We start from the raw sequence: 23,571 nt of genomic DNA, 5'->3' as shown, positions 1-23,571 counted from the left end.
TTCCTTGTTAGCTTCCCGGGAAGTTAAGGAACGCTACGGTGTCTCTCAGTACACAACGGGAGACACAAACATGCAGTCAGCAACACAAGATAAACGCGTATTCACCGAGCAAGAAACCTCACACTACATTGGCATGAGCCGTTCATTTCTGCGCCAGTCCCGTATGGAAGGCTTACGGAAGAACCGGACCCAAGCGCCGCCTTTCATCAAAATTGGCCGCGCGGTTCGCTACCTCAAAGAAGATCTCGACCAATGGCTGGATAGCCACCGGAAAATGCATCAGCTACCTCATGAAGGAGGTGCGCTTGTATAACCTTACCCAAGAGCAGGTGAACGTTCTGCTGTGGCTGAAAGAGGGCAATACCTTTGATGTTTGTTCCGAGTATTGCCCGGACCAGGGCAAGATCATTCCGACATGCCCGAAAGTCCCAAAGATTATCAATCGTACCGTCTATAAGTTGTGTCGCGAGGGGCTGATTAAGTATCAAGCCGTGCAACGCTATGGTGTTCGCTGGGATCGATTCAGTATCACATTGAAGGGGAGGGAAGCAGTATGTTCGAAGTGTTAGACCTCTCCTTGGTTGATTGGGATGACAAAGAGTTTGTGAAGGGCCGCTTGCGGCCTTTTCCTGATCAAGTTCAGCGTCAGCTATTTAATCGCTATTTATCGATTAGCTCTAAGCGAGAACGAAATAGCTTCCTCCGCGAAACAACGGATTCACTGACCGAAAAAATTTCGATTCCTCTTCATAAACTGAAGCTAAATGTATCAGAAGATGGGCTGCGTGCCGATGCTAAGCGCAATGCAAAAGCCTGCTTGGCGCTACGCCGCTTTCATCTTCTTCACTCGCTGGATGAGATGCTAACCCAGCTTGAGCAGTTCACTACCTTGCAGGGGGTACAACCACCAAGTCGGGAGAGTTATTCAGTAGCGGGGATAACAGGCCGCCTTTGTGACGATAAATGGTGGCTGCGTAAGCTTCGTAAGGCGCACATCCGAAATGTTGAGGTGGTTTACCACCATCTCAATCAGGTAAACCGAATCAAGGGAATTTACTGCTCGAATCCCACTTTAAAGGCCAGGCTTAATCAGAAGCATTTCCAGCAAGAGTATTTGGCGAACACCATTGCCATTAACCAAGTCGGGGAAAGCTTTTCCTTGCTGGAGCTGTCCCAGAAAGGCGTGGCTGATCCTAAAATCCGCAAAGCGGAGCTGATGGTGAGGGCACGGGGCTTTGAAGAGTTGGCGAAAGAGCTAGGCCATGAAGCAACCTTTATCACCATTACTTGCCCGTCCAAGTATCATCGCAGTTATTCAAAATCTGGTATGGAAAACCCGAACTGGGAAGGTTACACCCCGTGGGATGGGCAACAGTACCTGACGCAATTGTGGACCTTGATACGTTCCAAGCTGCATCGCGAAGGTGTGCGTTTTTATGGTTTCCGGGTGGCAGAGCCTCAGCATGACGGAACACCTCACTGGCACATGTTGTTTTTCGTCGAGCCAGAGCATTACCCGCGCATGATAGAGGTGATGCGTAATTACGTCATGCGGGAAGATAGCCAGGAGAAGGGGGCCGATCAGCACCGCTTTACCGAAGTGAAGATTGATGAGAGCAAAGGTTCAGCCACAGGTTATATCGCCAAGTACATAGCCAAGAATATCGACGGTGAGGATTTGGAATCCGGCGTTTATGGAGAAGACCCTAAAAGTGCCGCAGCCCGTGTTGATGCGTGGGCTGCGTGCTGGGGTATCCGTCAGTTCCAGCAACTCGGCGGTTGTTCGGTCACGGTATGGCGTGAATTGCGGCGCTTGAAGTCACTGCTCGGTGAGGGTGAGTTGGCTGAGAAGATCACCAATGCAGCCGATAACAGTGATTGGAAGTCGTTTACCCGGCTAATGGGCGGTGTGTTCTGCAAGCGCAAGGAACAGGCTTTCCAGCCCCACTATGAGCTGTCATTTGATACTGATACTGGCGTGGTGAAAACCAGCCAATATTGTGAGAGCGAGCTTGTGAGGACACTCAAAGGTGTCACGATTGCGGGTAAGGCCATCATCACTCGTTTGCATGAGTGGCGCATAGCGTTTCAGGTGCCATGCGCGCCTTAACTTGGAGTTCTGTGAATAACTGTATTTTAGTGATTTTTCATAACGATAATATTCAACCATCTTTCGTTTCTGTTTGGCCGTTTGTCCTCTGTTAGCCAAAGTTGATGAATGGTTAATTCTGGAAATTGGCTGATGAGGGAAGAAAAACGGTCTTCGTTCATGTCGGTAAAAGTGCGGCCGTCCTTGACTCGTTGGCTATTGCCATATTTGAAGGACATATAGAAAAGGCCACCATATTTTAGTGAATTGATTAGCGCTGATATCGCTGCTGGAAGTTCGTTCTCGTCAACATGAAGTAATGAGGCACAAGCCCAAATAGCATCGAAGTGTGTGGGTTTATCGAAATCAGTGAATGAGCAAAGTGATACACTCAAACCTGTATGAGCAGATGCGCGTTGAACCATTTCGCTTGATGCGTCGAATGCTTCTACGTTGAATCCCATATCAAGAAACGCTTTGCTATCCCTGCCTGAACCACAGCCAGCATCCAGAATGCAAGCTTTCGCTGGTAGTGCCGCTACAAAAGGCTGGTAAAGGCTGTGCATATCGACACCAACAGTGTCGTTAAAAAATGCCTCGGCGTTTGCCTGGTAAAATTCAATAGTCATTAGAAGACGATGTGACCTCGTTGTTTCGGTGTCCATTCATGAATGGCGGTTGTTTTGGCCAAAGCATACTGTGTTTGTAGGAAATCGCGACGCTGTGCTTCTGATCTTCCAGTCTGCTGAATGAGGGTTTCCCTCAATGGTAAATGGCTGTTGATAAAGTATTCGTTTCGCTTGTGTAGCCGTTTTAAAAGCTCGAGATTCGGTACTTTGGCGAATTTGCCGTCTTCACCTCTGTTGCATTCCTTACAAGCTAATACCAGATTCCAAACACCATTCACGTTGGATATCGAATCACTGAGCATCCAAGGCAGGAAGTGATCAACATCGGCGAGATTGGGCGAGTTTTTGTTAACGCTGATAGTGTCATGACAGTAGAAGCAATGCCCTTTCTGGTATCCATTGAGGCTGTCTCTACAGCTTGTAATGTCTACTCTGCGCTTTTTATCTGACGAGAAAAGCGTTTGTAAGTCGTTGTCATATTCAACGGTAATGAGGCTGCGAGAAACGCCCATGCGCCACCCTTCCTCAACCAGTCGCCATCTGGCTTCAGTTTCGTGTTCGAAGTTTTCAAACTGGGCTGTATCAGCCAGCTTAAAAAAGTTTTCGGTTAACCTGATTCCCTTGTTGGCTCTCCTTTCATCGAGGAAAAATCGCTCTGCTATCTCTTCATTGTTTACGTTGTGGAAGGCGTCGATAACGTTCGCAAAACCGAGTTTTGTTGTTATCGCTATGAGAGAGCTTTGCTCAATTTCGCCAGCATTAAATCGGTTGCAGGCATCCAGAAACTTACTTGATGACGAGGTTATCTGCTTTGGGGAGTGGGTTAAATGTTCGCATAGGTTACGGCTAAAAGGCTCTGCGAGTTCTTCCAGTGTAACCAAATCGTTTGGTTTGGCTTTGAGTTCGTAGAGTGATTTTGCCAACGCAAATTTGTAAGAAGCTACATTTCTGCCAAACAGGATTATGGCTCGCCAATAGTTGGAGAGAGACGGGTCAACCTGATAAAACTCCATGCTTGCGATGGCCTCTTATTACTTGGAATAACTATGGTGTGTATATGTATACAGTGCCGTCTATTTAAACACATTCTCTTGGCCATGCAAGTTAAGCTGTAAAGTCACCGAGTGTTTGATCTCTTCGTGAGTAAGCAGCGAAGCAAGGATAGAGCGGCGGGAATAAGGAATATTGAGCCAAAGTAAGGGGCAATAGTTACTGAGGTCTGAGCCAGCCCTTCACCAAGCACATTAATTTCTACCAACAAAATCGGCGCGATATAGGCAAATGCGATATAAACAACAGCGGCGAATATTACGCTGACCCACCATGATTCGGCCATGAGCAGTGTGAGAAGGTGATCGTTACGTTTTGGCATGTAATTCCCCCTTACGTTGAGTAAGGTTCTACTTCACCACAATCTGGGATGCGTTGGCAGTGGATGTATCGGGAGTTTCGACGAGAGGGGAAGTTTGGCGTAAATCGGCAGTTTGGTTGCTATTAAACTGCTACATATATGCTACACAGCGTTTTGAAAAGCAAAAAGCCTGAGTGGTTACTAACCTCTCAGGCTTTTCTGTATCTGGTGGCCCCTGACAGACTTGAACTGTCGACCAAGCGATTATGAGTCGCCTGCTCTAACCACTGAGCTAAGGGGCCAAGCGGGTGAAATTATATGGGATGCATCTGATCTTGTCTAGCGAATAAAGTGGTTGTTTTGCTTGCTTTTTCGGCAGTTAGGGACCGGTGCTGGCGGGGAAGGGGATGATGTAAGTGCTTGAATTTTTTCGTGATGCGCGGGTATAAAAAAACGGGCCAGTGGCCCGTTTTTTGGTGGTTTTTTTGTGTGGGTGTCGCTTACTCGTCCAGGAAGCTGCGCAGCACGTCGGAACGGCTTGGGTGGCGCAGTTTACGCAGGGCTTTGGCTTCAATCTGACGGATCCGCTCACGGGTGACGTCAAACTGCTTACCCACTTCTTCCAGCGTATGGTCGGTGTTCATGTCAATCCCGAAACGCATCCGCAGGACTTTCGCTTCACGCGGCGTCAGGCCGGCCAGCACTTCGTTGGTCGCCATGCGCAGGTTGGTTGCCGTGGCAGCATCCATTGGCAGCTGAAGCGTGGTATCTTCAATGAAATCGCCCAGATGTGAATCTTCATCATCACCGATTGGGGTTTCCATCGAGATTGGCTCTTTGGCGATCTTCAGTACCTTACGGATCTTGTCTTCCGGCATTTGCATGCGCTCGGCCAGCTCTTCCGGCAGCGGCTCACGGCCCATCTCCTGCAGCATCTGACGTGAGATGCGGTTCAGTTTGTTGATGGTTTCGATCATGTGAACCGGAATCCGGATGGTCCGGGCCTGGTCAGCAATCGAACGGGTGATCGCCTGACGGATCCACCAGGTGGCGTAGGTCGAGAACTTGTAACCACGACGGTATTCGAACTTGTCAACCGCTTTCATCAGACCGATGTTCCCTTCCTGGATCAGATCCAGGAACTGCAGGCCGCGGTTGGTGTATTTCTTGGCAATCGAAATAACCAGACGCAGGTTGGCCTCAACCATCTCTTTCTTCGCACGGCGAGCTTTGGCTTCACCAATCGACATGCGGCGGCTGATGTCTTTGATCCGCTCAACAGACAGGCCGGTTTCATCTTCCAGCATGCGCAGTTTGGTACAGCAGCGACGCAGCTCTTCTTCGTATGTTTTCAGACGTTCCGCATAAGGCTTGCCAGAGTTCAGCGCTTCGTCGAGCCACTCGCTCGAGGCTTCGTTGCCGGCAAACAGGGTGACGAAGGTTTTCTTCGGCATTTTGCTGTTGTCGACACACATGCGCATGATCAGGCGCTCATTGGTGCGCACTTTATCCATGGCGTCGCGCAACGAGCCAACCAGCTTGTCGAACTGTTTTGGGATCAGACGGAATTGCTTGAAGACATCAGACAGCTCTTCAACCGCTTGTACGGTTTTGGCATCGTTACGGCCGTAGGTGTTGATCGCCAGGGCCATTTTTTCGTAAGTAACACGCAGCTCTTCGAACTTCTCGCGCGCAACTTCCGGATCAATACCTGAATCTTCTTCGCTTTCTTCGGTGTCGTCTTCGTCTTCTTCGAGATCTTTGTCTTCATCTTCCAGATCGGCTTCACTGAGTTCTGAGCCAATGTGGGTCGCGGTCGGCGCTGAGGTCTCTTCTTCGTTCGGATCAACGAAGCCTGAGATAATGTCGGTCAGGCGCAGCTCGTCCGCTTCTACTTTATCGAACTGTTCAAGCAGGTGAGCGATTGCGGTCGGGTACTCGGCCACTGAGCACTGAACCTGGTTGATACCATCTTCAATACGTTTCGCGATGTCGATTTCGCCTTCGCGCGTCAGCAGCTCAACGGTCCCCATTTCACGCATGTACATGCGAACCGGGTCCGTGGTACGGCCAATTTCGCTCTCAACACTGGAAAGCGCCTGGGCAGCGGCTTCAATCGCATCTTCGTCTGCATTATCTTCAGTCATCATCAGATCATCGGCATCAGGGGCGGTTTCGACCACCTTAATACCCATGTCATTAATCATCTGAATAATGTCTTCCACCTGATCGGAATCAACAATATCTTCCGGTAAGTGGTCATTTACTTCGGCGTAGGTCAGATAGCCTTGCTCCTTGCCTTTCGCGACAAGTAACTTCAGCTGAGACTGCGGATTTTGCTCCATAGACGATATCCAACTTCGGGTCTGAGTGAGAGTTTAGTATGCAGAGATGCAAACCTGTTAATATAACAAACTTTCCAATTGTTGACTACAAATTAGCCGGGACGGTTGAGTATCAGTAACTGCAATTCCCGCTTTTCTTCGACTGATAAGCCGACGGTGTTCGATTTAGCCTGCAACTTTTCGATTTGTTGTTTGACGCACTGATCGATAACTTTATCCATCGCGTCTAAAAATACATCTAGAGTGTTGTCTTCGTCCTTAGCCAGCGGGAGTTCCCATGCTGCCAGGCGAGCCATCATTTGCTCGTTCTTTCTGCCACGCCAGGACTCTAGTAACTGGCCTGTAGTGATATTGGGGTTGGCCCGGCATTTATCAACTATTGATATCAATAAATTTAGTCCAGGGATCTCTATCCCTTCAAATGCCGCCATATCAAATGCCAGGCTGTCGACAAAGCCCGGGTGCTGTAACAGCAGGGCGATCACATCCCGCATCGGGGTGCGTTTGATATTTTGTTGTTGCTGCTGAGGTCGCTGGGTTTCATCCCGTTTGAGCTCAATCCGGATTTGATCGGGTGGCAACCCTAAATTATAGCCCAAAGTGTTGAGCAGGTACTCACGAAGTGTCTCTCCGGCTACTTTTTCCAGCAACGGCTTGGCCAGGGTCTTGAGTTTGGCCTTGCCTTCCCGGCTGCTCATATCTACCTGGGCCACTAAGGAATTGAACATAAACTCCGACAGCGACATCGCTTGCTCGATCTGTGCCTCGAAGCCGTCTTTGCCGTACTGGCGGATGTAGGTATCCGGGTCTTCGCCGTCGGGCAGGAACATGAATTTAAGCTGGCGGCCGTCGGTCAGGTACGGCAGGGCTTGCTCCATCGCCCGCCACGCGGCATCACGGCCGGCCCGGTCGCCGTCGTAGCAGCATACTACGGTGCCGGTCTGGCGAAACAGGGTCTGGATATGGTCGCCGGTGGTCGAGGTGCCGAGCGAGGCCACGGCGTAATCAACGCCGAACTGGGCCAGGGCAACCACGTCCATATAGCCTTCCACCACCAGAAGCTGCTCTGGCTCGCGGTAGGTTTGCAGCACTTCATACAGCCCGTAGAGCTCCCGTCCTTTGTGGAAGATCGGGGTTTCCGGGGAGTTGAGGTATTTCGGGGTGCCGTCGCCCAGAACCCGGCCGCCAAAACCGATCACCCGCCCGCGGCGGTCGTGGATCGGGAACATGACCCGGCCCCGGAACCGGTCGTAGCGGCGACCGTTGTCGTTTTCAATCAGCATCCCGGCAGTGACCAGGGACATTTGCGATTCAGGATCCCGACCGAAGCGGTTTCTGACCAGATCCCATTGGTCCGGAATAAAACCGATACCGAATTTCTTCACCACTTCGCCGGACAGGCCGCGGCCTTTGAGGTAGTCCACGGCGGTTTGTCCGTCCGGGGTGCGGAGCTGAGATTGGTAGAACTGGGCAATCTGGCCCATCATTTCGTACAGGCCGAGTTTTTCTTTGCTGCGGGTGCCGGATTGGCCGCCGCCGCTGCCTTGTTCGCGCGGGATTTCGAGGCCGAGCTGTGAGGCCAGCTCTTCAATCGCGTCGACAAATTCCAGCCGGTCGAATTCCATCACAAAATCGAGCACGTTGCCGTGGGCGCCGCATCCGAAGCAGTGGTAGAACTGTTTTTCCTGGCTGACGGAAAAAGAGGGGGTTTTCTCGTTGTGGAACGGGCAGCAGGCACCAAAGTTCTTGCCTTGCTTTTTGAGCTTCACTCGGGCATCAACCACGTCCACGATGTCATGGCGTGAGATCAGATCATCGATAAAAGAACGAGGGATTCTTCCTGCCATAGAGTGTGTGTTACCTGAGAAAACGGAGTAAGAGTGTAAAAAATCTGACGCTTGAATACAAACAAGCCGCGCACTCCAATCAACTTGGAAAGCACGGCTTGCTGCAGAATTGGGTGAGTTTTAGCCGAGTTTCGCTTTCACGAGCTGGCTAACTTTCCCCATATCGGCACGACCCTGAACCTGAGGCTTCAGCACCGCCATCAGTTTGCCCATGTCCTGCATGCTGGCAGCACCGGTTTCAGCAATGGCCGCATCCAGCAGAGCAACGACTTCGTCTTCGCTCAGCGGTTGTGGCATAAACTCTTCCAGTACTTTAATTTCAGCAAGCTCGGCATCAGCAAGATCCTGACGTTCTGCAGCTGCGTATTGCGCTGCAGAATCACGGCGTTGCTTGACCATCTTGGTCAGTACTGCCAGCACGTCGTCATCGGAAAGAGTGATCTTTTCGTCAACTTCACGTTGCTTAATGGCAGCCAGAGCAAGACGGATGGTACCAAGACGAGGTTTGTCCTTCGCCTTCATCGCCACTTTTTGTTCGTCTTTCAGACGTTCAATCAGAGTCATAACACGTTCCTTCTGTTAATCGGGACGATTAGTACAGACGAACGCGACGCGCGTTTTCGCGAGCCAATTTCTTCAGGTGACGCTTAACAGCCGCTGCTTTAGCGCGCTTACGTACAGTAGTAGGCTTTTCGAAGTGCTCACGACGACGAACTTCAGAAAGGATACCTGCTTTTTCGCAAGAGCGCTTGAAACGACGTAGTGCTACGTCAAACGGTTCGTTTTCACGTACTTTGATTACTGGCATGTAATACTCACCTCAGAGTGATTCGGTTAACGCTGACGTTCAAAAGTGTCAGCTGATTAAAAATGGTGCGAAATTCTAATCTGATCCGGGGGCATTTGTAAAGCATTCTGCAACCCCGAACTGGTTAATTTCTGTCAACGACGGTAGTATTGCTCCCCGATTACCATAAGTATAGAGGTTGTTATGCGTATACTGGGCATCGAAACCTCCTGTGACGAAACAGGCGTTGCTATTTTCGATGATGAAAAAGGCCTTTTGGCTCATGAGCTTTACAGTCAGGTTAAGCTGCATGCTGACTATGGCGGCGTGGTGCCCGAGCTGGCTTCGCGGGATCATGTGAAGAAGACTATTCCGCTGATCAAGCAGGCGCTGGCCGATGCCGGACTGACCCCTGCAGACCTGGATGGCGTGGCCTATACCGCCGGTCCGGGCCTGGTGGGCGCGCTGCTGGTCGGGGCGACGATTGGTCGCAGCCTGGCATACGCATGGGATTTACCGGCCGTGGCGGTGCACCACATGGAAGGTCATCTGCTGGCCCCGATGCTGGAAGACAATCCGCCGGAATTTCCGTTCGTTGCACTGCTGGTCTCCGGCGGACATACCATGATGGTGGAAGTGCGCGGGATTGGTGAATATAAGATCCTGGGTGAGTCGGTCGATGATGCTGCAGGTGAGGCGTTTGATAAAACCGCCAAGCTGATGGGGCTGGATTATCCGGGTGGCCCGCTGCTGTCGCGGCTGGCAGAAAAAGGCACGCCGGGGCGCTTTACGTTCCCGCGTCCGATGACTGACCGTCCGGGGCTGGATTTCAGCTTCTCTGGCCTGAAAACCTTTGCCGCCAATACTATCCGTGCCAATGGCGATGACGAGCAGACTCGTGCCGATATTGCCTACGCGTTCCAGGATGCCGTGGTCGATACCCTGGCGATCAAATGTAAGCGCGCCCTGAAGCAAACCGGCTTCAAGCGCCTGGTCATTGCCGGTGGCGTCAGCGCCAACAAGCATCTGCGCGCGCAACTGGAAGCCATGATGGCGAAGATGAATGGCGAAGTGTTCTATCCGCGGACGGAGTTTTGTACCGATAACGGGGCAATGATTGCTTATGCCGGGATGCAGCGCCTGAAAAACCAGGAAACCATGGATTTGGGCGTGAAGGCCCATCCGCGCTGGCCGATCGATACACTCAAGCCGATCAACGGCTAATCCGCAGCGTTTACTATATACGGCCGCCGCAGCGGGCAGCCGGCACCGCAAGGCGATGTTTACCGCATCGCGTCTTAAGATAACGTCTTAAGAATGGTTGCCGGGTTGCTTGTTGTTGCGGCCGAATTTATTCCAAATCTTGTGCTCTTTGCCTTCACTCAGGCGACGGATGTTGTCGTGGTGACGAAAGAGGATCAGGCAGGCCAGCATTGCCACCGGCATGGTGTACTCGGGCTTGATCAGCCAGGTAAAGAAGGGCGCCGCCAGTGCGGTGACCAGTGCCCCGAGGGAGGAATAGCCCGAGATCAGCACCGTCAGCAGCCAAGTCCCGATGAGCATCCCGCTGAGATCCCAGCCGATGGGGGCCAGGGCACCGAGTGCCGTCGCTACACCTTTCCCGCCGCGAAAATGAAAGAAGATCGGATAAATATGCCCGAGGCAGGCGGCAATCCCGATGACCCCGAGCAGGAAGGGGTTGATCCCGATGAAGTAGCTCAGCCACACCGGCAGCATCCCTTTGAGCATATCGCACAGCAGTACCAGTGCCGCCGCACCGCGTCCGCCGAGACGCAGGACATTGGTCGCCCCCGGATTTCCGGAACCGTAATCGCGAGGATCCGGCAGCCCGAACAGCCGGCAAATCAGGACGGCGCTCGACACGGAGCCAAGCAGATAAGCGGCGATAATGATCAGAAGCGCGAGTGGTGTCATGCAAAATTCCAACTGCTGGTGGATACAAGGCCGTATTCCGGTACGACCCCTGACTTTACATTCCGCTTTGGCACAATGTGTGTGGTATAGTGCTTTGCACATCCGGCTCACAGGCTTGTCGCCGAGCAAGGAATGAATGTCATTAATTTTGACGATTACGCCCTGATAATACGCGTTTTTGCTCAAATTAGGTATCCGACCTCTAACAAAATTAGCGATTGAACATGGATTCAGTATTTATCGAACATCTCGAAGTCATCGCCACGATCGGTGTGTATGACTGGGAGCAGACCATTAAGCAGAAACTCGTGCTGGATTTGGAAATGGCGCACGATAACCGCCCCGCCGCCGACAGCGATGATGTGGCCTATGCCTTAGACTATGCGGCCGTCAGTACGGCGGTGACTGAGCATATCCAGAACGGCCGGTTCCTGCTGGTTGAGCGGGTCGCCGAGGAAGTCGCGACGCTCATCATGACGCAATTTTCGGTGCCTTGGATCCGGGTTCGGGTGACTAAGCCGGGCGCGGTCGCCAATGCCCGCGGGGTCGGGGTGCTCATTGAACGAGGCAGCAAGTGACCACGGCCTATATCAGCCTGGGGTCGAACATTGAGCGGGAATACCATATCCGGGCTGCGATCCGGGAGCTGAAGCGACTTGGCAATGAGTGCCGGGTGTCGCCGCTGTATGAAGCGGAGCCGGTTGGCTTTCACGGGCCGAACTTTTACAACTGTGTTGTTGTCATTAAAACGCCCCTGTCGCTTTCGATGTTGCAACAGACCCTGAAGCAGCTGGAGCTGAAATACGGGCGCGCGCCGGATGCGCGGAAGCATCAGGATCGTACGCTGGATCTCGATATTCTGCTGTTTGGTGACGAGGTGCGTCCGACCGGTCCGGTGTTGCCTCGTTCGGATCTGTTTAAATTTGCATTTGTGTTATTGCCCATGATGGCGCTGTCTCCGGATCTGGTGATCCCGGGGGATGGCCGGACCATTGCCCAGGTCTGGCATGGGTTTGAGAACTCGCAGGCCTTGTGGCCGGTTGAGTGTGCTGTCAGTTAAGGATAGAAAGAATAGAAGCCATGAGTCATTTTGAAGCCTTTGCGTTGGCCCTGATCCAGGGACTGACGGAATTTTTGCCGATCTCCAGCTCTGCCCACCTGATTTTGCCGTCGCAAATATTCGGTTGGGCCGATCAGGGACTGGCGTTTGATGTTGCGGTTCACCTCGGCACCCTGGCGGCTGTGGTGCTGTATTTCCGCAAGGAAGTTACGGCCCTGCTTGGCGCCTGGTTCGGTTCGATTTTCAACGGCCGTCGCTGTGGCGAAGCCAAGCTGGCATGGATGATCGTGCTGGCGACGATCCCGGCCTGTGTGTTCGGCTTTTTCATGAAAGATATTATTGAGCTTTACCTGCGCTCGGCCTGGGTGATTGCCGCGACGACCATTATTTTCGGTCTGTTGCTGTGGTGGGTCGACCGCCGGGCGACCCAGCAGGACGATGAATATCAGGCGAACTGGAAAAGCTCGCTGTTTATCGGTTTGGCGCAGGCGGCGGCGATGATCCCGGGGACCTCTCGTTCCGGTGCGACCATGACTGCGGCCCTGCACCTGGGTTTTACCCGCGAAGCAGCAGCACGATTCTCGTTTCTGATGTCGATCCCGGTGATTGTGCTGGCCGGCAGCTACCTGGGAATGAAGCTGGTCACCAGCGGCGCACCGATTGAGTTCGGTGGTTTGGGGATTGGTCTGGCGGTGTCCTTTGTCAGTGCCTATGCCTGTATCCATGTGTTCCTCAAGCTGGTCACTCGGCTGGGGATGCTGCCGTTTGTGATTTACCGCCTGTTGCTTGGCGTCGGGCTGATTGCCTTCCTGCTGAGTCAGTAGAACGCTTATCATCGTGCCCTCGCACAGAGAAAATCGCAGACAAAAAAGCCTGACATGATGTCAGGCTTTTCTTTTTGTGCGGAAGGACATTCACCGTTCAACCGCGGCTAGCGCAGGTGCTCGAGGCAAGTTTTGACGGCTTCACAGCGACGTAGGGCCAGTTGCTCCTTGATGGCCTTGCCCTGATAGCCGGCCTCGACAATCGGCTTGACGGCCACCGCCTGGGCGGCGGCAAATGCGGCCTCGAGGCGATCGGCTTGCGGATAAGGGTCATCTTCAAAGCCGGTCCGGCCGCGCACATCAGCCCGGCAGCACAGCGCCAGCTGGTGCACCCGCACTGGTTTACGCCAGGCATCAATTTCATCGAAGATCTTGACGAAGGTTGCCGGACGCAGCTCAGCGGCATGGTGGACTTTGGTGTGCTGGGCACAAACCATCAGGGCGATATCGCGGTATTCATTCGGTACTCGCAGGCGCTGGCACAACTGCCGGATGGCCCCTAGTCCGCTCTGGCAATGCAGCTTGTGGCTCGGCCATTCGGCTTCGGGCGTCAGGGCCTTGCCGAGATCGTGCACCTGGGCGGCAAAGCGGATCGTGAGATCCGAACTGAGCCGGGCAGCTTGCGCTGCGACCATCATGGTATGGATGCCGGTGTCGATTTCCGGATGCCATTTTTCCGGCTGCGGGACGCCGAACAGGGCGTCGATCTCCGGCATCACCACGCCGAGTGCGCCACACTGGCGCAGCACTTTGAGAAACACTTCCGGGTTGGCCGACGAGAGGGATTTTTCCCACTCTTTCCATACCCGCTCCGGGGTCAGGGCGGCCAGTTCGCCGGTAACCACCATTTCCTGCATCAGGGCCAGGGTTTCCGGGGCCACGGTAAATCCCAGATGGGCAAAACGGGCGGCAAAGCGCGCGACCCGCAGCACCCGCAGCGGATCTTCGACAAAGGCCGGGGAGACGTGGCGCAGCAGGCGGTTCTCCAGATCCTGCTGGCCGTGATAAGGATCAACCAGCACCCCGTCGGCGGTCTGGGCGATGGCATTGATGGTGAGATCCCGGCGCTGAAGATCTTGCTCCAGCGTGACCTCCGGGTCAAAATGGCAGATGAATCCGGTATATCCCTGACCGGATTTGCGCTCGGTCCGGGCCAGGGCAAATTCTTGCTTGGTTTTGGGATGCAGGAACACCGGAAAGTCACTGCCGACCTGGGTATAACCGAGATCCAGCATCTGCTCCGGCGTGGCCCCGACCACCACCCAGTCTTTGTCGGTTACCGCCAGTCCCAGCAGCGCATCGCGTACGGCGCCGCCCACCAGATAGGTCTGCACACTCAACTCCTTTATTACCACTTTCAGGCTTAATACGACGGCAGGTGTGCCATCGATCGCTTCAATACCGGTTCAGGGTATACAATATTGACCAGCAAAGGTAATTTAATTCGAAACAGGACCAAGAGTAGACGGCATGTACAAGGATTTCTTCGGGATCACCGAGTCCCCATTCTCAATTGTGCCCAGTGCCCGCTTTCTCTACCTCAGTGAGCGGCACCGGGAAGCCTTAACCCATATGCTGGCCAGCCTGTCGGGCGGGGGCGGGTTCGGGCTGCTGACCGGGGAGGTCGGGACCGGAAAAACCACGGTGTTGCGGGCGCTGGTGGCCCGCCTGCCGCAGGAAACCCAGGTGGCGATGGTGCTGAACCCGGCGCTGTCGGCCCAGGAGCTGCTGGCCACCATCTGTGATGAGCTGGGGGTCGGCTACCCGCAGGACGCCAGCTACAAGGTGCTGACCGACTGTATTTATCGCCACCTGCTGGCCAATCACAGCGCAGGCAAGCAGACCCTGCTGTTGGTGGATGAAGCCCAGCACCTGATGCCGGATGTGCTGGAGCAGTTGCGACTGCTGACCAACCTGGAGACCGACAGCATCAAGCTGTTGAAGGTGGTGCTGGTCGGGCAGCCGGAATTGCAGCAGCTGTTGCAACAAGAGCGCCTGCGCCAGCTGGCACAGCGGATCACCTCCCGTTATCACCTGCTGCCGCTGACAGACAGTGAAGTGGAGGAGTATATCCACTATCGCCTGCAGGCGGTGGAGTGTCTGCACAAGGTCTTTGAGCCGGCACAGACCCGGCAGATCGCCCGGGCGACCGGCGGGATCCCGCGTCTGATCAACCTGGTCTGCGACAAAGCGATGCTGCTGGCTTGCCAGCAGGCCAGTCACAAGGCGAGCAAGGCGATAGTCAGCCAGGCCTGTGATGAGGTGCTGAGCTGGCAGTTGCCTGCGACGAACGGGGCAGCGGCCGGTGCGGAACCGGCGCGACGCCGTCGGGCGCTGGTCCTGGGGGGGGCGTTACTGGCCGGAGGCGTGCTCTCTGGCGGGATCATTTATCAGGCGGTGCAGCCGTCGGATTGGCTGTCGCAGCTCGGACAGCGTTTGGCGCTGACGGACACGGCTGCGAACGACGGACAAGCGGTGGCGATGAGCTCGGTGGTGGCGGTGCATCCTGCGCCGGAGCCTGAACTGGTGGTGCAGACTTCGGTCCCGAATCTGGTGTTGCCGCCGGAGCAACCTGCCATTTCCCCGCCGACGCCGCAGCCCGATCCGGCGCAACGCTGGCATGCGGTGATGACCCAAAGCCGTTCCGAGCGTCAGGCGATGCAAACCTTGTATCGCCTGTGGGGATATGAAACCCGCCTGAGCCAGGCCAACTGTGAAACCAGCCAGCGGGTGGCACTGAGTTGCTATCAGGGCAAGACGGCAGCGCTGGAGCAGTTGCGGATCATCAACCGGCCGGTTCTGGTGACGTTGCAGGAGCCGGGCCAGCCGCCGTATTACGCGGTGGTGTACACCCTGGCGCCTGAGCATGTCGAGTTGCTGCTCGGCGGCGAGCGGATTGCCGTGGGCTATGACTGGCTGCAACAGCGTTGGCAGCCGGGTTATACCTTGTTATGGCGGCCGCCGCTGGGCGAGGAGTCGACCATTCGTTACGGCCAGCGTGGTGAACGGGTTCGCTGGCTGGATCAGCACCTGAGCCTTCTGCTGGGGGAAAGTCCGACCCGCAGCGATCGGTTTGACCAGGTCTTGCTGGAGCGGCTGCGCCGGTTCCAGCGGGCACAGGATCTGGCGGCTGACGGCATTGCCGGGCCGCAGACCCTGATGGTGATCGACTCAGCGTTAAACCTGCCGGGGCCAACCCTGCATCCGGAGAAAAGTTAATGTCTAATTTGTTAAAGGCGATCGCCCAGTCGGAGCAACAACAACAGCACCAGCAGCAGCCGACGCCTGCCCGATATCGCCGGACTTCACCCGCGGATGCGTCCCGGCGCTGGCCGTCCTGGCTCGCGCCGGCGTTGTTGATGCTCACGCCGGTGGCTGCCACGCTGGCGTACAGCCGCTTGCTCAACGCCTCGGGGGAGATGGCTCCGGTGGTGACGCCGCAGTCCCGGATGGTTCAGGGACCGGTGGTTCAGCCCCAAATGGCTCAGGTTCAGGCGGCTCAGGTTCAGGCGGCTCAGGTTCATCGTGAGATGCCGGTCGTGGCATCGCGTTCGACGAATGTATCGGCGGACGCTGTCGGCGGGGTTCGGTTCTTACCGTACCCGGAACTGCACACCGAGCCGCTGCCTGTTGCCGGCGCGTTGCTGGCCGTTGAACCGGCGGCCTCCGGGCGGGGTAGGCCGGCTCTGGCTGCCGAGCCGGCTGCGGTGATCCCGGTGAGCGGGGAGCCCGAAGCGACAGAAGCCGCCGCGTGGGGGCTGGAAGGGCTGGATTATTCCGAGGTGTCGCCGCAGTTGGCGGCCCAGCTGAAGTCGGCCATTGCCGCGACGGATGAAGCGCCGAAGCCACTGCCGGCGGTCCCGGCCCAGAGCGCTGAACCGGAACTGTCGACGATCGCCTTAGGCGAGTTGCCGGCTGCGGTCCAGAGCCGGATCCCGGCGCTGAACTTTCAGACCCATATCTATTCTTCTTCGGCGAACAGTCGCTGGGTGAAGGTGAACGGTCGTGAAGCGTTTGAAGGGGATGAGATTGCGCCGGGCGTGATCCTGCGCCGGATCGAGCCGCGTCAGGTGGTGTTTGATTTTGAATCTTACCTGGTGGCGATGCCGGCCCTGTCGGAGTGGTAGGCACGATCGCCTGAAACTAAAAATGGCAGCCCGCGGGCTGCCATTTTTGATCGTGCGTTGTGATCGGCGGGAAAACCCGTCGGGCTTATGCCCAGCCGTTGTTATTGCGGCGACGGCGCGGGATCATATGCGGCAGGACCAGGCCAAACAGCAGACCGCCACCGGCGACCATACCGCCATAAGTGAACCACTTCATCAGCAGATCGTCTTTCTGCGTATCCAGCTTGGCACGCAGCTCGCGGATCTCGCTCTGAGAGGTCATGAGCTGCTCGTTCAGCTGGCTGTTCTGGGACTCCAGCTCGGCGATTTGCTCATTGCGCATCTTCAGGGAGTTCTGCAGACCTGCAGTTTTGGCTTCTTCCGATTCCTTGGCATGAGCCAGGGCTTCTTTCACTTCCGCCAGCTCTTTCTGGAGCACCGGGAAACGGGCTTTCAGGCCAACCTGTGGCGACAGGTATTCTGTCTTCACCCAGCCGCTCCGGCCGCGGTCGTCCGTAATCCGGCTAAAGCCGTTTTCCTTGTTGGTTTCAAGGAGCGTCACTTTCGTCCCGGTATTGATACTGCCCATAATACGAAATTGCGTACTCGGACCCCGGTGCATATAAGTGAACAGGTCGTCAGAAATGTAGCGAACCTGCTCGGCCTGCGCCTGGCCTGCAACCACGGCACAAACGAGTAATACGATGTGGATAAGATGCTTCACAATATGATCCTTGAGGAGCCTGTCTGTGTATTCAAAGAACCCAAATACTAAAAATTTTGCGTCTCGGGTGCAAGAAAAGAGGGAGGCAATGCCTCCCTCTTTTGAAGTTGTGCCGGGTTTTAACCAAAGACCGCTTGCATCACGTAGAAGAAAATGACAGCCAGGAGCGCACCGGCTGGCAGGGTGACGACCCAGGAAGCAACGATGTTACGGACCACACCCAGGTTCAGGGCTGCAATGCCGCGGGCAAAGCCTACACCCAGTACCGCGCCCACCAGGGTTTGCGTGGTCGAGATCGGCAGACCCGTGCCTGAGGCCAGAACCACGGTTGAAGCGGTTGCCAGCTGCGCAGCGAAGCCACGGCTTGGCGTCAGCTCGGTGATCCCGGTGCCGACGGTCGCCATCACTTTGTGACCCAGCGTTGCCAGACCCACCACAATCCCGAAGCCACCCAACGGCAGGATCCACCAGGCAATCGCAGATTTCTCTGTGATTTGACCCAGGTGCTCAACGGTGGAGACGACGGCAGACAGCGGACCAATCGCATTGGCCACATCGTTGGAGCCGTGGGCGAATGCCATGGCACAGGCCGTTACGACCATCAGCACGCTGAACACACGCTCAACACCGGCATAGCCGTTGTTATCAATGGACTGGCCGTCATCATCAGAATACTTGCGGCTGATGTAGAGGTAACCCAGCAGCATCACCAATGCCGAAACTGCGATCGAGGCGAGCCAGGCTTCAGTGGTCGACAGGTGCAGACCGACGTGCTTCAGGCCTTTCTTGATGGTGACCAGAGCAATGACCATCGCAGTGATGAACATGTACACCGGGACAAAGCGCTTCGCATTCACCAGCGGGTTATCGGTATCAAAGATCAGGCGCTGGGCACTGATAAAGATCGCGTAGGCAAAGAAGCCGGAGATCAGCGGCGTGATAATCCAGCTGCCGACAATGCCCTGAACTGAGCCCCAGTCGACGGCTTCGGTGCCGACAGAGACGCAGGCAAAACCGATGATGGCACCGATAATGGAGTGCGTGGTCGAGACCGGCCAGCCCATGTAAGAAGCCAGCAGCAGCCAGGTACCGGCGGCCAGCAGGGCTGACATCATGCCGTAAACCAGCACTTCCGGTTGGTCGGCGTAGTGCGAGGTCTCGATCACCCCTTTACGGATGGTATCGGTCACTTCACCGCCAGCCAGGTAGGCGCCGGCAAATTCGAAAATCATCGCAATGATGATCGCCTGTTTCACGGTTAGCGCTTTGGAGCCCACAGAGGTGCCCATGGCGTTGGCAACATCATTGGCACCAATACCAATGGCCATTAAAAAGCCGAATAAAGCCGCCACCACGATAATCATGGTGCCGTAATTAGCCAGGATTTCCATTGTAAAACCTTGTTTTTGTTACAATTTCTCGCTTATGAGCGCGATAGCATGATTTCCAGGCGTGAGCCGACACGTTGTGCCTGATCGGCGATGGCGCCAACCCACTCCAGAATTTTGTACAGGAACATGACATCAACCGGGTTGTGTTGATCTTCAATGGACATGAGCTGCTGACGCAGTTGGATCTGCATAGAGTCCGTATCGTCTTCGATCACGTCCAATTGATTGATCATTTCAGCCACCAGGGTGACTTCACGACCTTTAAAGCCGGTTTCCAGCAACTCATCCAGTTCGTTAATCACCCGGCTGGCTTGATTGGCTGCATCCAGACAACGCTGAACATAGGCAATAAAGTCGGGGTACATTTCGACAGGGATTTGAAGCTTACGGCCCAGAACGCGGCCGGCGATATCTTTGGACAGGTTAGCAAGTTTATCCTGCTGGGTAAGAAGGCCGAGCATGTCAGTCCGGTCGACAGGCATGAACAGACCACGTGGAAGTTTGAGGCGGATCTCACGCTTGAGGACATCGGCATCTTTTTCAAGTTGCGAGATCTGTTCGCGTAAGGTGGCTGCTTTATCCCAATCCCCGGCGTGACACGCCTCGAAAAATGGCACAAGCAGTTCGCAACATTCAGTTACCCGAGTAACGTGACGTTGCAGCGGTTTGATTGGGGATTTAGCAAAGAGCCCCATAATTGTATTTACTGGCATAGCCGATCAACCTAAAGAGCGCCTAAAAAGGCTAATTCTTGAGCGATGGTCACAGAGGCGCGCATGTTAACGTATAAGTTAGTACAGGGGAACTAATTTTGATCAAGGTTTTGTCGATATTTCCTGCTTGCCCCGGAGCAAGATTGGAAATATCCTTGGTTTGCCACTGTTTATAGGTATAACTATGGAAACCGAGATAGAACTGAAGTTTTTCGTCTCACCGGAATTTTCGAGTCAATTATTACGCAAAATTGCCGACGCGAAAATTCTGCAACAAAGTCGTCGACAATTAGGCAATGTCTATTTCGACACACCAGACCAAATTCTTCGCCAGCACGATATCGGACTGCGGGTCCGTCGTTATGATGATGTGTTTGTTCAGACCCTGAAAACCGCAGGACGGGTGGTTGCCGGTTTACACCAGCGCCCCGAATATAACGCGGAAATCTCAGGCACCGCTCCCGATCTTTCGCTGCATCCGGCAGATGCCTGGCCGGAAACCGTTGATGTTGCCGCAGTCCAGCAGCAACTGACCCCGCTATTTTCGACTGATTTTGAACGTCAGCAATGGCTGATTGCAATGCCTGACGGCAGCCAGATCGAACTGGCATTTGATCAGGGTGAAGTCAGCGCCAACGATCAGAGCAACCCGATTTGCGAAGTGGAGCTGGAGCTGAAATCCGGCCAGACGGACGCCTTGTTTACCCTGGCCCGGGATCTGTGCAGCGACGGCGGTATGCGACTGGGAAACCTGAGCAAGGCGGCCCGTGGCTACCGCCTGGCAGCCGGTTATCTGGGCGATGCCGTTAAACCGCTCGGCTTTGTCCCGGTGCAGGAGAGTGATTCGATTGAATCCCTGTTCGTGCGAACCCTGGAGCATGCCCTGGACCACTGGCATTACCATGAGCAGATATTTGCCGAGCGGCTGGAGCTGCCGGCATTGCAGGAAATTTATCAGGCCCTGTGTCTGATCCGTCAGACGCTGTCTCTGTTTGGCAGCATGATCCCGCGCCGTGCCAGTGCCCTGCTTCGTCAGGAGCTGAACTGGCTGGAAGGGGAGCTGGACTGGATTGACGAGTACCTCAGCATTGAGCGCCTGCTGGCCGATAAAGGCTACGCGCTGAAAAAACTCAATGCCCGCAAAGCGATAGTGAAACAGCTCAAAGCCCGCAAAGACGAGTTGCCGGAAGATGAGGCGGTGATGACACTGTTGGAATCCTCCCGCTATTGCGGCCTGTTACTGGATCTGAGTCGCTGGATCTTAAGCCGTGGCTGGCAGCCGTTCCTGGATGACAAGGCGCGTGAGCGTCTGGCCGGGAGTGTCAAAGGCTTCGCCGATACGGTACTGGCGAAATCCTGGCAGGAGCTGGAAGAGTCCTTCCCGCAGGCACGCCAGCTCAGCCGTGCCGATTACCTGGATCAGCAGCCCCGCCTGCAACGCAACCTGCTCAGCGGCATTTGTCTGGCCGGTCTGTATGAAGAAGAGCGGCGTGCCAGTTTCCGCCTGCCTTGGCTGGATCTGTTGCAGGGGATCGAGGACCTGCGTCAGTTAGAGCCAATCCGCGCCCTGCAGGAGCTGCAGGAAGACGAAGAAGATCGGCGTCAGGTTGCCAAATGGCTGCAACGCAAAGAAGAGTCGCTGATCCATGCCATGGATCAAAGCCGTCAGATCGGCATCGAACAGGCGCCGTACTGGCCTTGAGTGGCCGCAGTTTCCGGCTGCCGCACTTGAATGTGTCCATCCATGAACGTCCTGCCCGTGCAGGACGTTTTTTTATCCCGCTGATGTATGCTCTTCCCCCGAGTGGCCGGGCCGGATGTGATCTGGCTTATGTTTGACGGCATCGATATTTTTTATCATTAAATTTCCGCTATTTGCTGCCGACCTATAGAATATCGAAACCGATGATGCATCGTGGCTCTCGGGGGGATATTGCTCGTGATGACGGGCTCTGGCCATGATAACCGGCTGTCGCTCGCGCTTTGGTTGTAAGCAGCGCTGTCGGGAACGCATCGAATATAAATGGAGATTCCAAATGGCGAAGATGGTATTCAAACCATGGGAGAAAGGGCTGACCAATATTCGGTTGGTGCCGAAGTTGGTGCTGCTGATGGTGTTCAGTACGGTGTTGCTGATCGGAAAGCAACTGTGGGATGCGAGTACCTTTTATCAGTCCGTCATTGAAATTCAACAAGACCGGGCGCAGGAGCAAGCGCAGGCCAGTGCGGCCTTGCTGGGCAAGCTGCATGAACAGGGCGAGTCCGGAAAAACACTGGCCGAGCAGGCCATTCTTGCCCAGGTAGGCAGCTGGGATGAAGGCGCTTTCCTGTACCTGGTCGAGCGGGACAGCGGCAAGGTGCTGGGCCATCCGCAGGCCAGTACCCTGCGCGATTTATCGGCAACCCTGACGGGCGGCAGCGGTCTGGCCGGGAAACTCAGTACCCTGTCGGGCAGCGGCGCGCTGGTGCTGCAGCAGCCGGGGCGTTTTGAGTATGCGGTTGAGTTGCCGCACTGGAACTGGCTGGTCGTGGCTTCACAACCCGCTTCTGAAGCCGATGCCCATTATAATGAATATCTGGTTCAGGTGGCTTGGCAGACCGGGATGATGATCATCGCGTTTGTGGTGATCCTGCTGGGTGGATCCAGTGTCATGCTGCGTCAGACCCGCTATCTGGCGGACAGCATCCAGCTGTTGGCGGCCCGGGACCTGTCGCAGCCGATTGAAATGGATTGCCGCGATGAGTATGGCGATCTGGCTCGCGAACTGGAGAAAACCCGGGTTCAGCTCAATGAAGTGATCCATAACCAGCGCGATGCAGCGTCGGAGCTGTCCGGACTGGCGGAAGTGCTGTCGATCAGCATGATGGAAACCAAGGAGTCGGCGCAGGAAGAGTTCAATGAGATCGACCAACTGGCGTCTGCAATGAGCGAGATGAGCTCCACGGTGCAGACGGTGGCTGATCACGCCCGGGAAGCGTCCAACGCCACCGAAGGTACCTCGGCTCAGGCCTCTCAGGGCCAGCAGTTTGTATCCCAGACCATTCAAACCATCAACCAGCTGTCGCAAGACATCAGTCAGTCGGCCAACGCGGTGAACCAGGTGGAAGAGCGGGTGGTACAAATCGGCAGCGTGATTGTCACCATTCAGGGGATTTCCGAGCAGACCAACCTGCTGGCCCTGAACGCGGCGATTGAAGCGGCACGGGCCGGTGAGGCCGGTCGCGGGTTTGCCGTGGTGGCGGATGAAGTGCGTAATCTGGCTCAGCGGACCCAGCAGGCGACGGTGGAAATTCAGGACATGATCACCCTGCTGCAAAACAGTGCCCAGCAGGCAGTCGGGCTGATGGAGCAGTCGGTGGTCGAAGCCGCGGAAGGGGTTGAGCAGGTCACCAGCGCCGGCGGGGAGCTGGATAAGATTGTTGAGCAGGTCACCCGTCTCAATGACATGAACTTCCAGATAGCCTCGGCTGCCGAGCAGCAAAGTGCGGTCGCCGATGAGATGAACCAGAACCTGACCAATGTGCGTGAGCTGGTGGAAGCGTCTGTCGTCGTGGTTTCTGAGCTGTCCGAAACCTCGGAAACCATGCAGAACCATGCCACGGATCTGGAAGCCAAGATCCAGGCGTTTCGGATCTGACCCGGCCACCCGCCGGTGGCCCCGACGGGGCCAGGAAATCGTGATAAGCCTAACGCCCGCTCCTCAGCGGGCGTTATAGTATGGTAAACCCTTAGGACCAGTTGACCGCGTTGCCGGGAATCAGAATAAAGG

General features: G+C 55.2%; 22 protein-coding genes and 1 tRNA gene. 10 read left to right on the top strand and 13 right to left on the bottom strand.

Annotated elements, in window-relative coordinates; all coding sequences use genetic code 11:
• The first annotated feature begins 70 nt into the window (after positions 1-70).
• Entirely contained in the window at positions 71-313 is a 243-nt protein-coding gene (locus tag VV869_RS17655; protein WP_207103353.1) for a helix-turn-helix transcriptional regulator, read from the top strand.
• Between the two features lie 240 nt (positions 314-553).
• Positions 554-2,110 carry a replication endonuclease gene (locus tag VV869_RS17650; RefSeq protein ID WP_337736230.1) on the top strand — a complete coding sequence of 519 codons (1,557 nt, stop codon included), beginning with the start codon at positions 554-556 and terminating at the stop codon, positions 2,108-2,110.
• A 26-nt stretch (positions 2,111-2,136) separates the two neighbouring features.
• Here VV869_RS17650 and VV869_RS17645 read toward each other — a convergent pair whose 3' ends face one another.
• The 8 genes from VV869_RS17645 to rpsU form a co-directional block, all read right to left on the bottom strand.
• Positions 2,137-2,718, bottom strand: a complete 582-nt coding sequence (locus VV869_RS17645) for a class I SAM-dependent methyltransferase (RefSeq protein ID WP_337736229.1) — start codon at positions 2,716-2,718, stop codon at positions 2,137-2,139.
• On the bottom strand, positions 2,718-3,731 hold the full coding sequence (locus tag VV869_RS17640) for an HNH endonuclease domain-containing protein (RefSeq protein ID WP_337736228.1): 1,014 nt from the start codon (positions 3,729-3,731) through the stop codon (positions 2,718-2,720). Before VV869_RS17640 ends, VV869_RS17645 begins: the two co-directional genes overlap by 1 nt.
• A 104-nt stretch (positions 3,732-3,835) precedes the next feature.
• Complete coding sequence (locus VV869_RS17635; protein ID WP_337736227.1) at positions 3,836-4,090, bottom strand: hypothetical protein; 255 nt, start codon at positions 4,088-4,090, stop codon at positions 3,836-3,838.
• Between the two features lie 205 nt (positions 4,091-4,295).
• A tRNA-Ile gene (locus tag VV869_RS17630) sits at positions 4,296-4,371 on the bottom strand.
• Positions 4,372-4,569: 198 nt separating this feature from the next.
• Positions 4,570-6,414, bottom strand: coding sequence for an RNA polymerase sigma factor RpoD (gene rpoD, locus VV869_RS17625; protein ID WP_337736226.1), 1,845 nt, complete (start codon positions 6,412-6,414; stop codon positions 4,570-4,572).
• A gap of 92 nt (positions 6,415-6,506) precedes the next feature.
• Positions 6,507-8,261, bottom strand: a complete 1,755-nt coding sequence (gene dnaG, locus VV869_RS17620) for a DNA primase (RefSeq protein WP_337736225.1) — start codon at positions 8,259-8,261, stop codon at positions 6,507-6,509.
• A gap of 120 nt (positions 8,262-8,381) precedes the next feature.
• Entirely contained in the window at positions 8,382-8,825 is a 444-nt protein-coding gene (locus tag VV869_RS17615; RefSeq protein WP_337736224.1) for a GatB/YqeY domain-containing protein, read from the bottom strand.
• A 28-nt stretch (positions 8,826-8,853) separates the two neighbouring features.
• Positions 8,854-9,069, bottom strand: a complete 216-nt coding sequence (gene rpsU, locus VV869_RS17610; RefSeq protein WP_005301411.1) for a 30S ribosomal protein S21 — start codon at positions 9,067-9,069, stop codon at positions 8,854-8,856.
• 183 nt (positions 9,070-9,252) lie between these two features.
• On the opposite strand from rpsU, the gene tsaD reads away from it, so the two are divergent.
• The gene (tsaD, locus tag VV869_RS17605) at positions 9,253-10,272 is read left to right on the top strand and encodes a tRNA (adenosine(37)-N6)-threonylcarbamoyltransferase complex transferase subunit TsaD (protein ID WP_337736223.1); all 1,020 of its coding nucleotides are present in this window, start codon (positions 9,253-9,255) and stop codon (positions 10,270-10,272) included.
• An 87-nt stretch (positions 10,273-10,359) separates the two neighbouring features.
• Here tsaD and plsY read toward each other — a convergent pair whose 3' ends face one another.
• Positions 10,360-10,983: a glycerol-3-phosphate 1-O-acyltransferase PlsY gene (gene plsY / locus VV869_RS17600; RefSeq protein ID WP_337736222.1), complete on the bottom strand. Its 624-nt coding sequence runs from the start codon at positions 10,981-10,983 to the stop codon at positions 10,360-10,362.
• Positions 10,984-11,207: 224 nt separating this feature from the next.
• Here plsY and folB point away from each other — a divergent pair, with 224 nt between their 5' ends.
• From folB to VV869_RS17585, 3 genes are read left to right on the top strand one after another with little or no spacing between them, the layout of a single operon-like run.
• Positions 11,208-11,561 (top strand): dihydroneopterin aldolase, encoded by a 354-nt coding sequence (gene folB, locus VV869_RS17595; protein ID WP_261601018.1) that lies wholly within the window; start codon positions 11,208-11,210, stop codon positions 11,559-11,561.
• A complete protein-coding gene (gene folK / locus VV869_RS17590; RefSeq protein WP_337736221.1) occupies positions 11,558-12,043 on the top strand; it encodes a 2-amino-4-hydroxy-6-hydroxymethyldihydropteridine diphosphokinase in 486 nt (161 codons plus the stop codon). The genes folB and folK overlap by 4 nt, the downstream gene beginning before the upstream one ends.
• Before the next feature lie 20 nt (positions 12,044-12,063).
• Entirely contained in the window at positions 12,064-12,867 is an 804-nt protein-coding gene (locus tag VV869_RS17585; RefSeq protein ID WP_337736220.1) for an undecaprenyl-diphosphate phosphatase, read from the top strand.
• 107 nt (positions 12,868-12,974) lie between these two features.
• Here VV869_RS17585 and VV869_RS17580 read toward each other — a convergent pair whose 3' ends face one another.
• Positions 12,975-14,201 carry a multifunctional CCA addition/repair protein gene (locus tag VV869_RS17580; RefSeq protein ID WP_337736219.1) on the bottom strand — a complete coding sequence of 409 codons (1,227 nt, stop codon included), beginning with the start codon at positions 14,199-14,201 and terminating at the stop codon, positions 12,975-12,977.
• 136 nt (positions 14,202-14,337) lie between these two features.
• On the opposite strand from VV869_RS17580, the gene VV869_RS17575 reads away from it, so the two are divergent.
• Both VV869_RS17575 and VV869_RS17570 read left to right on the top strand, forming a co-directional pair.
• Positions 14,338-16,086, top strand: a complete 1,749-nt coding sequence (locus VV869_RS17575) for an ExeA family protein (RefSeq protein ID WP_337736218.1) — start codon at positions 14,338-14,340, stop codon at positions 16,084-16,086.
• A complete protein-coding gene (locus VV869_RS17570) occupies positions 16,086-16,994 on the top strand; it encodes a general secretion pathway protein GspB (RefSeq protein ID WP_337736217.1) in 909 nt (302 codons plus the stop codon). The genes VV869_RS17575 and VV869_RS17570 overlap by 1 nt, the downstream gene beginning before the upstream one ends.
• A gap of 85 nt (positions 16,995-17,079) precedes the next feature.
• On the opposite strand, the gene VV869_RS17565 is transcribed toward VV869_RS17570, so the two are convergent.
• The 3 genes from VV869_RS17565 to VV869_RS17555 all read right to left on the bottom strand — a co-directional run bounded on the left by VV869_RS17565 (position 17,080) and on the right by VV869_RS17555 (position 19,801).
• Positions 17,080-17,679, bottom strand: coding sequence for a TIGR04211 family SH3 domain-containing protein (locus VV869_RS17565; protein ID WP_337736264.1), 600 nt, complete (start codon positions 17,677-17,679; stop codon positions 17,080-17,082).
• Positions 17,680-17,816: 137 nt separating this feature from the next.
• Positions 17,817-19,088, bottom strand: coding sequence for an inorganic phosphate transporter (locus tag VV869_RS17560; protein WP_337736216.1), 1,272 nt, complete (start codon positions 19,086-19,088; stop codon positions 17,817-17,819).
• Between the two features lie 32 nt (positions 19,089-19,120).
• A complete protein-coding gene (locus VV869_RS17555; RefSeq protein ID WP_337736215.1) occupies positions 19,121-19,801 on the bottom strand; it encodes a TIGR00153 family protein in 681 nt (226 codons plus the stop codon).
• A gap of 184 nt (positions 19,802-19,985) precedes the next feature.
• Here VV869_RS17555 and VV869_RS17550 point away from each other — a divergent pair, with 184 nt between their 5' ends.
• Both VV869_RS17550 and VV869_RS17545 read left to right on the top strand, forming a co-directional pair.
• On the top strand, positions 19,986-21,503 hold the full coding sequence (locus VV869_RS17550; protein ID WP_337736214.1) for a CYTH and CHAD domain-containing protein: 1,518 nt from the start codon (positions 19,986-19,988) through the stop codon (positions 21,501-21,503).
• 334 nt (positions 21,504-21,837) lie between these two features.
• Positions 21,838-23,439: a methyl-accepting chemotaxis protein gene (locus VV869_RS17545; RefSeq protein ID WP_337736213.1), complete on the top strand. Its 1,602-nt coding sequence runs from the start codon at positions 21,838-21,840 to the stop codon at positions 23,437-23,439.
• Positions 23,440-23,571 lie beyond the last annotated feature (132 nt).

Source organism: Photobacterium sp. MCCC 1A19761 (genome assembly GCF_037389125.1).
Taxonomy (GTDB): Bacteria; Pseudomonadota; Gammaproteobacteria; order Enterobacterales; family Vibrionaceae; genus Photobacterium.
The sequence above is the reverse complement of the archived record's forward strand: the minus strand, read 5'-3'. Positions and strand labels throughout refer to the sequence as shown.